Raw genomic sequence first — 12,579 nt, 5'->3', positions numbered from 1 at the left:
CGTGCCCAAGGATAGGCAGCCCGGCCGCGTACCGCCCCTGGGTTACCGCGCCGCCGCCCTGCGCGCGCCGGGCGGCGGTCTAGAGTTGGCGGCCGACGTCGAGCGCTGGGGGGCCGGAATGGAGCTGCGGGACACCGACCGTGCGCTGGTGCAGGCCGCCACGGCGGTCGCGAAGCTGCGGTGCCGCAGCGAGAACCACAGCGTGGCGGCCGCCGCCCGCAGCGCCGACGGGCGGGTCTTCACCGGGGTGAACGTCTACCACTTCACCGGCGGCCCGTGCGCGGAGATCGTCGCGGTCGGCGCCGCCGCCACCCAGGGCGTGACCGAGCTGGAGACCATCGTCGCGGTGGGGGACCGGGGACGTGGCGTCATTCCGCCGTGTGGACGGTGCCGGCAGGTGCTGCGGGACTACTTCCCGGCCCTGCGGGTGATCGTCGGTCCGGCGGACGCCCCGCGGGTGGTCGAGATCTCCGAGCTGCTGCCGGAGACGTACGTCTGGGCCGACCAGCAGGTCGACCCGGGGACGACCGGCGGCGTGGTGCCGGTGGCCCGGACCGGCGCCGCCGGCTGAGCCTGCCGGCGCCGGGTCAGTCGCCGGCCGCCGCCTCCAGCATCGACCGGGGCACCGGCACGCTCTCGAACCGCACGTTGCCCTCCGGCACCAGCCAGCTCGTCACCTGTGCGGCGAGCTGCCCGGCCCGCACCGCCGGATCGTTGTGATACAGCTCGCGGGCCTCGTCCGGGGCGACGGAGAGCACGACGAAGCCCCGCAGCCGGTCGTCGTCGCCGTGCAGGAACGGCCCGGCCGCGAGCACCAGTCCCTGCTCGACGAGCCCCGCCTGGTGGGCGAGGTGGGCGTTCTGCAGCCGGTCGGCCGCGTCCAGCGGCAGCTCCGGGGCGTCCGCCGGCCGGACCAGAAGCACGACCGTGTGCTGGTCGAATCGCATGCTCCCACCCTAGGCGGGTCGCCCCCTCGGCGCGGGCGTCCGCGCTGGTCATGCCCGGGATCGACGAGCGCCAGTTAGGCCACCCTCAGCACGTCGGCTAAGGTAAGGCGAACCTAAGCGCGAACGTGCAGGAGACTCGTGACCACCCTCGCCACCCGCCCCGCCCCGGCCCGCAGCCGGTCCGGCACGCGCACCGGCCGCCGGGTGGCCGTGACCGTCGGCGCCGCGCTGGTGCTGCTGCTCACCGTGCTGGCCAGCTTCGCGCTCGGCAGCCGGCAACTCGGTGTCGACCAGGTCTGGCACGCCCTCGTCGCGCCGGACGGCAGTGACGCCAGCACAATCGTCCGCGAGCTGCGGGTGCCGCGCACCGCGCTCGGCCTCGCCGTCGGGCTCGCGCTCGCCGTTGCCGGCGTGCTGTTCCAGGCGCTCACCCGCAACCCCCTCGCGGAGCCGCGCATCCTGGGCATCAGCGCCGGCGCGTCCTTCGGCGTGGTGCTGGCCATCTCCGTCTTCGGTGTCGGCACGCTCGCCGGGTACGTGTGGTTCGGCATCGCCGGCGCACTGCTCGCCGGGCTGCTGGTCTTCGCCATCGCCACCCGGGCCCGCGAGGGCGCCAGCCCGGTCACCCTCGCGCTGGTCGGCGCGGCGCTCGACGCCAGCCTCGCCTCCGGGGTGTACGCGCTGCTCAGCATCGACGCTCGCACCTTCGAGGAGTACCGGTTCTGGGTGGTCGGCGGGCTGGCCGGACGGGACCTGTCGGTCACCGTCCAGGTGCTGCCCTTCGTCCTCGCCGGGCTGGTGCTGGCCGCCCTGGTGGCCCGGGGTCTGGACGCGTTGGCCCTCGGCGACGACGTGGCCCGCGGCCTCGGCAACCGGGTCGGCCTGGTCCGCCTCGGCGGTGGCCTCGCCGCGGTGCTGCTGACCGGGGCCGCGGTGGCGGCGGCCGGCCCGGTCGCCTTCGTCGGGTTGGCCGTGCCGCACCTGGCACGCGCCCTGGTCGGCGCGGACCACCGCTGGGCCCTCGCCGTCTCCGCCCTGCTCGGGCCGGCTCTGCTGCTCGGCGCGGACGTCGTCGGCCGGCTCGTCGCCCCGCCCGGCGAGATCCCGGCCGGGATCGTCACCGCCCTGATCGGCGCGCCGCTGCTGGCCGTGCTGGTGCGCCGCGCCCGGGTGGTGACCGCGTGACCACCGTCGACCGCCGTCCCGACTCCCCGACCACGGCACCGGACGCCGACGCGTCTCGCGCCGGCGCGCGGCTGCCCGGGCGATCACTGCTGCGGATCGGCCCTGTCAGCCTGCAGGTCCGCCGCCGCGCGGTGCTGGTGGCCGCCGCGCTGACCGTGCTGCTCCTGCTGGCCGTGGTGCTCAGCCTCTCCCTGGGCACCCCGTACGTCGCCCCGGCCGACGTGCTGCGCGCGCTCTCCGGGGCGGGCACCCCGTACGACCTGGTCGTCTTTGATCTTCGGCTGCCGCGGATCGTGCTCGCTGCGGTGGCCGGCGCGGCCTTCGGCGTGGCCGGCACGCTGATTCAGAGCGTGGCCCGTAACCCGCTGGCCAGCCCGGACGTCATCGGCATCACCCAGGGCGCGGGGCTCGCCGCGACCGTGGCGTTGACCAGCGGTGCGGCCGCGGTGCTGGTGGCCCCCACCGCGCTGGTGGGTGGGCTGCTCGCCGCGGTGCTGCTGTTCGCCCTCGGTGCTCGGCACGGGCTGGCCGCGCAGCGGTTCGTGCTCGCCGGGGTCGCGGTCGCCTTCGCCTTCCGGGCGCTGACCGAGGTGGTCATGCTCACCGCCGACCCGATCGACGGGCTGCGCGCACAGATCTGGCTGATCGGCACCCTGGCCGGTAAGGGCTGGACCGAGGCCGCCTGGATCGCCGGCATGCTGCTCGTGCTGCTGCCGGTGCTGGCCTGGGCCGGATGGGCGCTGAACAGCACCGCCCTGGACGACGACACCGCACGCGGGGTCGGGCTGCGCCCGGTGGCCCGTCGCATCGGGCTCGCCGGCACCGGCGTGCTCGTCGCCGCGATGGTCACCGCCCAGGTCGGCGCCGTCGACTTCGTGGCCCTGGTCGCGCCGCAGGTGGCCCGGCGGTTGGTACGCGCCGAACGGCCGCCGCTGGTCTGCGCGGCGCTGCTCGGCGCGCTGCTGCTGGTGCTGGCCGATCTGGCCGGCCGACGACTGTTCGCACCCACCCAACTGCCGGCCGGCGTGCTGACCGCCGCGATCGGCGGGCCGTACCTGATCTTCCTGCTGCTGCGCGGACGGCGGCGGTCTTCGTGACGCCTCTAAGGAGTGGTGCGATGCTCTCCACCCGCGACCTGGTCGCCGGCTACGACGAGCGGACCGTGCTCGATGGGCTCGACCTGGACCTGCCGACCGACGCGTTCACCGTGATCGTCGGGCCGAACGCGTGCGGCAAGTCCACCCTGCTGCGAACCATGGCCCGGCTGCTCACCCCGCGCCGCGGCACGGTGCTGCTGGACGGCAGCGCCATCCGCGACCTGCCGACCCGGGAGGTGGCCCGCCGGCTCGGCGTGCTGCCGCAGAGCCCGCTGGTGCCCGAGGGCGTCACCGTGGCCGACCTGATCGGGCGCGGCCGGCAGCCGTACCAGCGGTGGTGGCGGCAGTGGTCACCGGAGGACGGCGCGGCGGTGGACCGGGCGATGGCCCTCGCCGACGTGGCCGGCCTGGCCGACCGGCCGGTCGACAGCCTCTCCGGCGGCCAGCGGCAGCGGGTGTGGATCGCCATGACCCTCGCCCAGGACACCGACGCGCTGCTGCTGGACGAGCCGACCACCTTCCTCGACCTGGCCCACCAGGTGGAGGTGCTGGACCTGCTGCACCGGCTGCGCGTCGAGCGGGGCCGCACCGTGGTCGCCGTGCTGCACGACCTGAACCAGGCCGCCCGCTACGCCGACCATCTGGTCGCGATGCGCGCCGGCACGGTGGTGGCCGCCGGGCCGCCCCGGGAGATCCTCACCGCGGACCTGGTCCGTGACGTCTTCGGGCTGGCCTGCGTGGTCGTGCCCTGCCCGGTGACCGGGGCACCCCTGGTGGTGCCCGCGCACACCGGCGGCGCCACCACCCGCCCGGTCACCCCCACCGCCCAACCCGCCGACGACGGGAGCATCCCGCTCGCCGGCTCGTACCCTTCGAAAGGACTCTGATGCGTCGTCTCGTCGCCGCCCTCGCCGCGGCCGTCGCCCTCGGCGTCGGCCTCACCGCCTGCGGTGAGAGCGACCCGGTCGCCGGCTCCGCCACCGGGGAGACCCGGGAGATCACCCACGCCATGGGCACCACCAAGGTCCCGGCGGAGCCCAAGCGCGTCGTCGTGCTCGACACGGACAAGATCGACACGGCGCTCTCGCTGGGCGTCACGCCGGTCGGCGCCGCCACCGCCGGTGAGGCCAAGAGCTGGCCGACGTACTTCGGCGCGGACAAACTCGCCAACATCAAGGAGGTCGGGGTGCTCACCGAGCCCGACCTGGAGGCGATCAACGCGCTGAAGCCGGACCTCATCCTGGGCAGCAAGTTCCGCCAGGAGAAGTTCTACGACGAGTTGGCCGCCATCGCGCCGACGGTGTTCACCGACAAGGTGGGCATCACCTGGAAGGAGAACTTCCTCCTCGACGGCAAGGCGCTCGGCCACGAGCAGCAGGCCAAGGATCTGCTCGCCGCGTACGAGAAGCGGGCCAAGGACTTCGGCGCCACGCTCGGCGACGCCGCCGCCCGCAAGGTGTCGATCGTGCGGTTCCTGCCCGGCAACATCCGGGTGTACGGCCCGGACTCGTTCTCCGGCATCGTCATCGGCGACACCGGCCTGGGCCGGCCCGAGCGGCAGCTGCTCGCCAACAAGGAGGACAAGCGCTTCGACCTGGTCAGCCCCGAGCGGATCAACGAGGTCGACGGTGACGTCATCTTCGTGACCGCGTACGGCGACAAGGCCGCCGCCGAGCAGGCCAAGATGACCGCCGGCACCCTGTGGAAGGGCCTCGGCGCGGTCAAGGCCGGCAAGGCCTACCCGGTCGCCGACGAGGTGTGGATGACCGGCATCGGCGTCGGCGCCGCCAACAAGATCCTCGACGACCTGGCGAAGTACCTCCCCGCCGCCTGACCCACCCCCCACGCGCCGCGCGCGCCGCACCGCAAGATCCGCGCAACTTCGGGGAAACTGCTGCCTCACGAGCTGTTGAGACGGCAGGATCGCTGAAGTTGCGCGGATCTTGCGTTGTCTGGGTTAGCGGGAGCGGGTGCGGAGGGCCTGGCGGAGTTCGGCCAGGAAGGCGTCGAAGTCCTCGCGGAGCCGCTTCGCTGTGACGTGCAGGACGATCCAGTCCTCGCCGAGCAGGCGGTTGAGTCGGCGCCGGTCCCGATGGAACTGCTCCGGATCGTGATGCCACAGACCGTCGTACTCGACGGCGACCTTGAGGTGCGGCCGGGCCAGATCGAGGCGTGCCACGAACCTGCCGTCGCGCTCGACCACGAACTGGGTCACGGGTGTTGGCAGCCCCGCGAGCACGATCCGCACCCGTAGGCGGGACTCCTGGGCCGACTCCGCTCCCGCGTCGGCCAGCTCGGCCACCCGCGCCATCCGCTTCCAGCCTCGGCTGCCGACCCGCGTCAGGGCCTCAGCGCGTAGGTGAGGGAGCGCCACCAGCCGTTGGCCAGCCAGTCGGTCCACGATGGCGACGGCGTCCTCAGTCGTGAGCCACCGGGCCACATCCCAGCAGGTGCGGGCCAGCGTGGTCAGCGGAATGCCGGCGCGCATCGCAACGTCGGTCTGGGCGAACGCGCCGGTGTGCACCACGAGCCCCGAGACCGGCCCGAACCGCCGCCCGGCGGGCACGAGCACGTCGACGGGCTCATGGTCGGCGACCGATCCGGCGCCGTAGAAGGCGGCCGCGCTGCGCCCGGCGATCACCACGCCCGGCGGCAGCACCCGCCGTGCGGCAGCCACACAGCGGGTGCGGTGGGTGATCACCAGTTGGGCATCCGCGTAGACGTCCCGGAACAACGGGCGCCACGCGGTGCTGCGCAGCTCCGTCCGGGTCAGCAGGCCTTGGGCGACGGCGTGGGAGCCGCGGAAGACGCTTCCCTGTAAGACCGCCGGCCGTCGTGGTGGAACAGGCATGACGACACCCTGACCCGCGGACTGCGCCGCCGGCAGTCCCTGTGGATAACCCCTGTGACGGGCCGGAACGTCAAGATCCGCGCAACTTCGGTGTTTCTACTGCCTCGCTGCGGCGCGAGCCAGCAAGAACCCCGATGTTGCGCGGATCTTGGGGGTGGGTGGGTCAGGCGGCGGTGGTCCAGATGGCGCGGAAGGCGGCGGCTTCGCCGGCCAGCCAGCGTTCGATCTGTTCGGGCTTGGCGTCGGCGGGCATGTGGTGGGCCTGGCCGCGTCGGACGTCGACCAGGACCGGCTCGGCGTGCGGCAGCACCGCGTCCATGTGCCGGGCCATCAGGTGCAGGGTGGCGAGCACGGACTCCGTGCTGGGCGGGGTCTCGTCGAAGTGCAGCCGGACCGCCTCGGCCCGGCCGTCGGCGTGCCGTACGCCGAAATGGGGGTTGATCTTGACTGGTAGGTCGCCCAGCATGGCCAGGGCGTCGCGGGTCTGGGCCAGATCGACGGCGGACGGCTCGCCCAGGGAGTGCAGCCAGGCCGTGGCGCCGGGAACCAGCGCCTGGTAGAGCGGGCGCCAGCGTGGCTTGACCACGTCGACCACGCCGGTGAGGTGGGTGCCGCCGGTGTGGAAGGCGATGTCGGCCTTGAGGGCCTTGACGAACTGGCCGTGCGGGTTGAAGCCGGAGCGGCTGGCCCGCTGCTTGCGCAGGCCGCCCACGAAGGTCGCCTTGGTGGGGCCGTTGCGGTCGACGTAGCGGGTGAAGCCAAGCAGTGTGGCGTAGGGGGTGAGGGGCGTGGAGGCGGGCGCGGTCACGGGCGTCCTCCCAGGTCAGGATCTCGATTAGTACATACATTCTAATCGACGGGTCTGACATTGCCCAGCGGGAGAAGTGGCGAAGCGGCGGGTCGATCGTTGCCGCCCGTGGCCCCCGCCGGTCAGTGGGCCCGGGGCGGTTCCGGGGGAGCGAAGGCGGCGGTCAGGCGGCTGATGCCGAACTCGAAGGCCTCGTCGAGGTTGCCGCCGAGGTTGAAGGCGCCCGCGTACTCCATGCTCACGAAGCCGTTGGCCCAGGCGGTGAACATGCGGGCGGCCTCCAGGGCGTGCTCGGGCCCGGCGAGGTCGGCGGCGACGCGCAGGGCGGGGGCGCTGGCCCGGGTGAGGGCGTCGAGGCTGGGCCGGGTCTCCTCGCGGCCGTTGGCGAAGATCAGCTGATAGCCGGCCGGGTGTGCGTGCGCGAACGCGCGGAAGGTGCGGGCCAGCTCGGCCAGGTCAGTGCCCGGCTCACCGCTGCTGGCGACGGCGCTGAGCTGCTCGCCCAGGTCGCGGACGGTGGCCTCGGCGACGAGCTGGATCAGGGCGTCGCGGTTACGGACCCGCTTGTAGAGCGACGGGGCGCGCACACCGACCCGCTCGGCGACCGCCTGCATGGTCAGGCGCGGGAGTCCTTCCGACTCCAGGATGCCGCGGGCGGCCTCGACGATGTCGGCGAGCGACGTCCGGTCGGGGGTCGGCATGCGGGTACTCCTTCCGGGGCGGGGCGACGGCCGTCACCATGATAGCTATAGCTTTTAGCCATGATAGCTATGTACCGTAGCCATCACGCCGTGACGTTACTTCGGGAGGCACTCATGAAGCTCGGGCCACACCTGCACCGCATCGGCAACGACATCGTCGCCGTCTACCTGATCGAGACCGAGGAGGGTGTGACGGTCGTGGATGCCGGGCTCTCCGGTCACTGGCCGGAGCTGGTGGCGGAGCTGTCCGGCATGGGCCGCTCGCTCGCCGACGTCCGGGGGTTGATCCTCACCCACGGCGACGCCGACCACATCGGGTTCGCCGAGCGGCTCCGGCGCGATCACGGCGTGCCGATCTTCGTGCACGGCGCGGACGCCGCCCGCGCCCGCGGCGAGGTCAAGCCCAAGGCGTCCTTCGGGAAGGTCAAGGTGGGCGCGATGGCGCGTTTCCTCTGGTACGCGGGCCGCAAGGGCGGAATGCGCACGACCTACCTCACCGAGGTGACCGCCGTAAAGGACGGTCAGGTGCTCGACCTGCCCGGTGCCCCGCGCGTGATCGGGATGCCGGGCCACTCGCCGGGCAGCATCGCCGTGCACGTGCCGGTCGCCGACGCGGTGTTCGTGGGGGACGCGCTCACCACCCGGCATGTGCTGACCGGCCGGCAGGGCCCGCAGCCGGCGCCGTTCACCGACGACCCGGCGCTTGCGCTCGCCTCACTCGCCCGCATCGAGGACCTGCCGGCGACGTGGATCCTCCCCGGTCACGGCATCCCGTGGAACGGGGGCGTCCGCGAGGCGGTGCGCCTGACAAGGGCGGTGGCCGAGGCTCGGTGAGTGGGGTCGGGGCATCGCTGGTGGAGGACGCCGGAGGCGGAGTGCCGCCTCCGGCGTCGAGTCAGAGCTGGCCGACGTCGGTGATCCGGATGACGGCGGCGCCGATCTCGTCCGAGGCGGCCAGGTCGACCTCGGCGCTGATGCCCCAGTCGTGGTCGCCGTCCGGGTCGTCGAAGATCTGCCGGACCGTCCACCGCTCCCGGCCCTGCTCGATCATGAGCAGCGCCGGTCCACGCGCGTCCGGCCCGACGCCGATCGAGTCGTACGCCTCGAAGTACGGCCCCAGCGCGTCGGCCCAGGCGTCGTAGTCCCAGCCGTCGCCGGCGTCCAGCTCGGCGAGCAGGTCCCAGCGGCGCAGGGCGGCCAGCTCGACCCGGCGGAACAGCGCGTTGCGCACCAGCACCCGGAACGCGCGGGCGTTGCGGGTCACCGCCGGTGGCCGGTCGGTCAGGGCGGCGTGCGCCTGGGCCACCTCGGCCACGTCCGACGGGTTGCGCAGCCGCTCCCACTCGTCGATCAGGCTGGAGTCGACCTGGCGGACCAGCTCGCCCAGCCACTCGATGAGGTCGATCAGCTCCTCGGTCTTGGCGTCCTCGGGCACCGTCTGCCGCAGCGTCTTGTACGCGTCGGCCAGATAGCGCAGGACGAGGCCTTCCGAGCGGGTCAGCCCGTAGAATTGCACGTACTCGGTGAAGGTCATCGCCCGCTCGTACATGTCGCGGACCACGGCCTTGGGGGAGAGCTGGTGGTCGGCGACCCACGGGTGCCCCTGCCGGTACATCTCGTACGCGGCCTCCAGCAGCTCCGCGAGGGGCTTCGGGTGGGTCACCTCGTCGAGCAGTTCGAGGCGGGCCTCGTACTCGATGCCCTCGGCCTTCATCGCGGCGACCGCCTCGCCGCGCGCCTTGAACTGCTGCGCGGAGAGGATCTGCCGGGGGTCGTCGAGGATCGACTCGATCACGCTCAGCACGTCGAGCGCGTACGACGGGGACTCGGCGTCGAGTAGTTCGATGGTGGCCAGCGCGAGGGGGGAGAGCGGCTGGTTGAGGGCGAAGTCGAGCTGGAGGTCGACGGTGAGCCGGATCCGCCGGCCGGTCTCGTCCGGCTCGGGCAGCTCCTCGACGACCCCGCCGGCACGCAGCGCCCGGTAGATGGCGATCGCCCGGCGGATGTGCCGGCGCTGCGCGGCGGGCTCCTCGTGGTTGTCGGTGAGGAGGTGCCGCATCGCGGTGAACGCGTCCCCGGGCCGGCCGATGACGTTGAGCAGCATCGAGTGGCTGACCTGGAAACTGGAGGTCAGCGGCTCCGGCTCGGCGTCGACCAGTCGGTCGAAGGTGGGCTGGCCCCAGCCGATCGAGCCCTCCGGCGGCTTCTTGCGGACCACCTTGCGGCGCTTCTTCGGGTCGTCGCCGGCCTTGGCGAGGGCCTTCTCGTTGTCGATGACGTGCTCGGGGGCCTGCACCACGACCCGGCCGATGGTGTCGTAGCCGGCCCGCCCGGCCCGCCCGGCGATCTGGTGGAACTCGCGGTTCTTGAGCAGCCGGGTACGGACCCCGTCGTACTTGGACAGGCCGGTGAACAGCACGGTGCGGATCGGCACGTTGATGCCGACGCCGAGGGTGTCGGTGCCGCAGATGACCTTGAGCAGGCCGGCCTGGGCGAGGGTCTCGACCAGCCGGCGGTACTTGGGCAGCATGCCCGCGTGGTGGACGCCGATGCCGTGCCGGACCAGCCGGGACAGCGTCTTGCCGAAGCCGGAGGTGAAGCGGAAGCCGCCGATTGCCTCGGCGATCATGTCCTTCTCGGCGCGCGTGCACACGTTGACGCTCATCAGCGCCTGGGCGCGCTCCAGCGCGGCGGCCTGGGTGAAGTGCACCACGTACACCGGGGCCTGCTTGGTTTCCAGCAGTTCCTCGAGCGTCTCGTGCAGGGGCGTCATGGCGTACGAGAAGATCAGCGGGACCGGCCGCTCGGCCGAGCGGACGACGGCTGTCGGCCGCCCGGTGCGCCGGGTCAGGTCGTCGACGAACCGGGTGGTGTCCCCCAGGGTGGCGGACATCAGGATGAACTGCGCCTGCGGCAGCTCGATGATCGGCACCTGCCAGGCCCAGCCCCGGTCGGGTTCGGCGTAGAAGTGGAACTCGTCCATGATCACCTGGCCGACGTCGGCCCGGTCACCCTCGCGCAGCGCCAGATTGGCCAGGATCTCCGCCGTGCAGCAGATGATCGGGGCGTCGGCGTTGACGCTGGCGTCGCCGGTCAGCATGCCGACGTTCTCGGCGCCGAACACCTCGCAGAGGGCGAAGAACTTCTCCGACACCAGCGCCTTGATCGGCGCGGTGTAGAAGGTCGTCCGGCTGTCCGCGAGCGCCGCGAAGTGCGCGGCGACCGCCACCAGGCTCTTACCGGAGCCGGTGGGCGTGTTCATGATCAGGTTGGCGCCGGAGACGATCTCGATGACCGCCTCCTCCTGATGGGGGTAGAGGTCGAGGCCGCGCTCCTTCGCCCAGCCGGCGAACGCGTCGAAGAGGGTGTCGGGGTCGGCGCTTGTCGGCAGCGCGGCGGTGAGCGTCATATCCCGTCCATGGTGCCTGGATCATGCCCCCGGGTGCCAACCGGGTCGCCGCGCCGGCGCCGGCACCTGGTTAACAAGGGGCCCTTGTACAACGCCAGGCGTTAACAAGGGGCCCTTCCTTTCACCGGCGGCGGTAGATCAGATCGGCGACCGGCCGGCCGGCGGTGAGCGCCCGTTGCTCGAACTTCGTCACCGGGCGGTGCGCCGGACGCGGCGCGAACCCGCCGTACGCGTCCACCAGCTCCGGATCCGCGTCCAGGGTCTGCCGCATCGCCTCGGCGTACTCGGCCCAGTCGGTAGCGCAGTGCAGCGTGCCGCCCGGGTTCAGGCGGGAGCGCAGCAGCGCCACGTGTGCCGGCTGGATGATCCGCCGCTTGTGGTGGCGGGCCTTCGGCCACGGGTCCGGGAAGAAGACGTGCACCGCGTCCAGGGCGCCCTCGGGCAGGCCACGGACCAGGTCCAACGCGTCGCCCCGAGCCACCCGCACGTTGCCCAGGCCGGCCCGGTCCACCAGGTCGAGCAGGTTCGCGATTCCCGGCGTGTGCACCTCTACCGCCAGATAATCTCGGTCCGGGTCAGCGGCGGCCATCATGGCGGTGCTGTCGCCCATGCCGGAGCCGATCTCCAGCACCACCGGCGCCCGGCGGCCGAACAGGCCGGCGAGGTCGACCTGCCGCACGACCCCGTCCGGCACGTCCAGGCCGTACACGGGCCAGAGCCGATCCAGCGCATCGGTCTGCCGGCCGCTCATCCGGCCCCGTCGGGGGTGGAAGGTGCGGATCGCCCGGCTCGTGGGCGGGGCGGCGGGGTCATGGTCGGTGGCGGTCACAGCGACCCGAGCATACGCGACCCGGTCGGCGGATCGGATGTGATGTGCGACCGGGAATGAGAGGATCCAACTGGTACGGCAGGCCGGCTGGTCCGCTTCCCGGCACGGCCGCACGGCGTCGAGAGGGGGCATCGTGACAGTGACCCGCGGCGGCGTGACGCTGTCGGTGCTGGCCATGCTCGCCGGCCCCCTGCTGGCCGCCGCCCCCGCACACGCCGCGCCCGTCGCCCTCGCACCCAACATCACGCCCGTGCCCACGGCGGTCCTCGTGCTCGCCGCGCCCGCGCTCGGGGCGCCGCAGCCCGGCCCGCCCGCTGGCGCACCCCAGCCCAGCCCGGTGGTGGACGTCTTCGTCGAGGTGAGCCCCAGCACTGTGCAGCCCGGCTACCTGGTCGGTATCCGGGCCAGTTGCCGGGACAACTCGGTGGGCGCCACGGTGGTCTCGGATGCCTTCGGCGCGGTCGGTGTGCAGCCGCAGCGCGGGGTGCTCACCGCCGCGCCGATGGTGCGCGAGCGCACCCGCCCCGGCAACTACCGGGTCAAGCTGGAGTGCCGCGACGGCGAGACCGCCTCGACGATGCTCCAGGTGGTCAAGAAGATTCAGCCCAGTCGGGGTCCGGCCACCGGTTTCGGGGGCGCCTCCGGTGGCGTGACAGGCAAACTGCTGCTGCCCGGTGGGGCGGCGCTGACCATCACCGGGTTGATCCTCGCCGTGGTGGCCCTGCGCCGGCCGCGCGTCCCGCGCCGCTGAG

General features: G+C 72.9%; 13 protein-coding genes. 7 read left to right on the top strand and 6 right to left on the bottom strand.

Annotation, left to right across the window (positions count from 1 at the left end; all coding sequences use genetic code 11):
- Position 1: 1 nt before the first annotated feature.
- Positions 2–571, top strand: a complete 570-nt coding sequence (locus GA0070607_RS02875) for a cytidine deaminase family protein (RefSeq protein ID WP_231930771.1) — start codon at positions 2–4, stop codon at positions 569–571.
- A 16-nt stretch (positions 572–587) separates the two neighbouring features.
- On the opposite strand, the gene GA0070607_RS02870 is transcribed toward GA0070607_RS02875, so the two are convergent.
- Positions 588–947 carry a YciI family protein gene (locus GA0070607_RS02870; protein ID WP_089016769.1) on the bottom strand — a complete coding sequence of 120 codons (360 nt, stop codon included), beginning with the start codon at positions 945–947 and terminating at the stop codon, positions 588–590.
- Between the two features lie 138 nt (positions 948–1,085).
- Between GA0070607_RS02870 and GA0070607_RS02865 the strand changes: the two genes are divergently transcribed.
- The 4 genes from GA0070607_RS02865 to GA0070607_RS02850 are packed head-to-tail and all read left to right on the top strand — an operon-like array spanning position 1,086 to position 5,063.
- Positions 1,086–2,132: a FecCD family ABC transporter permease gene (locus GA0070607_RS02865; protein ID WP_089016768.1), complete on the top strand. Its 1,047-nt coding sequence runs from the start codon at positions 1,086–1,088 to the stop codon at positions 2,130–2,132.
- Complete coding sequence (locus GA0070607_RS02860) at positions 2,129–3,229, top strand: FecCD family ABC transporter permease (protein WP_231930769.1); 1,101 nt, start codon at positions 2,129–2,131, stop codon at positions 3,227–3,229. Before GA0070607_RS02865 ends, GA0070607_RS02860 begins: the two co-directional genes overlap by 4 nt.
- A gap of 20 nt (positions 3,230–3,249) precedes the next feature.
- Complete coding sequence (locus GA0070607_RS02855) at positions 3,250–4,116, top strand: ABC transporter ATP-binding protein (RefSeq protein WP_089016767.1); 867 nt, start codon at positions 3,250–3,252, stop codon at positions 4,114–4,116.
- A complete protein-coding gene (locus GA0070607_RS02850) occupies positions 4,116–5,063 on the top strand; it encodes an ABC transporter substrate-binding protein (RefSeq protein WP_089016766.1) in 948 nt (315 codons plus the stop codon). Before GA0070607_RS02855 ends, GA0070607_RS02850 begins: the two co-directional genes overlap by 1 nt.
- Before the next feature lie 123 nt (positions 5,064–5,186).
- Here the strand turns inward: GA0070607_RS02850 and GA0070607_RS02845 are convergent, their stop codons facing one another.
- The 3 genes from GA0070607_RS02845 to GA0070607_RS02835 form a co-directional block, all read right to left on the bottom strand.
- Complete coding sequence (locus tag GA0070607_RS02845) at positions 5,187–6,080, bottom strand: hypothetical protein (protein ID WP_157743065.1); 894 nt, start codon at positions 6,078–6,080, stop codon at positions 5,187–5,189.
- Positions 6,081–6,243: 163 nt separating this feature from the next.
- Positions 6,244–6,888: a hypothetical protein gene (locus tag GA0070607_RS02840; RefSeq protein ID WP_089016764.1), complete on the bottom strand. Its 645-nt coding sequence runs from the start codon at positions 6,886–6,888 to the stop codon at positions 6,244–6,246.
- Positions 6,889–7,010: 122 nt separating this feature from the next.
- Positions 7,011–7,589, bottom strand: coding sequence for a TetR/AcrR family transcriptional regulator (locus tag GA0070607_RS02835; protein ID WP_089016763.1), 579 nt, complete (start codon positions 7,587–7,589; stop codon positions 7,011–7,013).
- 114 nt (positions 7,590–7,703) lie between these two features.
- Between GA0070607_RS02835 and GA0070607_RS02830 the strand changes: the two genes are divergently transcribed.
- On the top strand, positions 7,704–8,423 hold the full coding sequence (locus GA0070607_RS02830; protein WP_089016762.1) for an MBL fold metallo-hydrolase: 720 nt from the start codon (positions 7,704–7,706) through the stop codon (positions 8,421–8,423).
- A 61-nt stretch (positions 8,424–8,484) separates the two neighbouring features.
- Here the strand turns inward: GA0070607_RS02830 and GA0070607_RS02825 are convergent, their stop codons facing one another.
- Together GA0070607_RS02825 and trmB are read right to left on the bottom strand one after the other, a co-directional pair.
- Positions 8,485–10,998: a DEAD/DEAH box helicase gene (locus GA0070607_RS02825; RefSeq protein WP_089016761.1), complete on the bottom strand. Its 2,514-nt coding sequence runs from the start codon at positions 10,996–10,998 to the stop codon at positions 8,485–8,487.
- Positions 10,999–11,119: 121 nt separating this feature from the next.
- Positions 11,120–11,827 (bottom strand): tRNA (guanosine(46)-N7)-methyltransferase TrmB, encoded by a 708-nt coding sequence (gene trmB, locus GA0070607_RS02820; RefSeq protein WP_089016760.1) that lies wholly within the window; start codon positions 11,825–11,827, stop codon positions 11,120–11,122.
- A gap of 130 nt (positions 11,828–11,957) precedes the next feature.
- Here trmB and GA0070607_RS02815 point away from each other — a divergent pair, with 130 nt between their 5' ends.
- Complete coding sequence (locus tag GA0070607_RS02815) at positions 11,958–12,578, top strand: hypothetical protein (protein ID WP_089016759.1); 621 nt, start codon at positions 11,958–11,960, stop codon at positions 12,576–12,578.
- The last annotated feature ends 1 nt before the right edge of the window (position 12,579 follow it).

This window comes from Micromonospora coriariae (genome assembly GCF_900091455.1).
Classification (GTDB): domain Bacteria; phylum Actinomycetota; class Actinomycetes; order Mycobacteriales; family Micromonosporaceae; genus Micromonospora; species Micromonospora coriariae.
The sequence above is the reverse complement of the archived record's forward strand: the minus strand, read 5'-3'. Positions and strand labels throughout refer to the sequence as shown.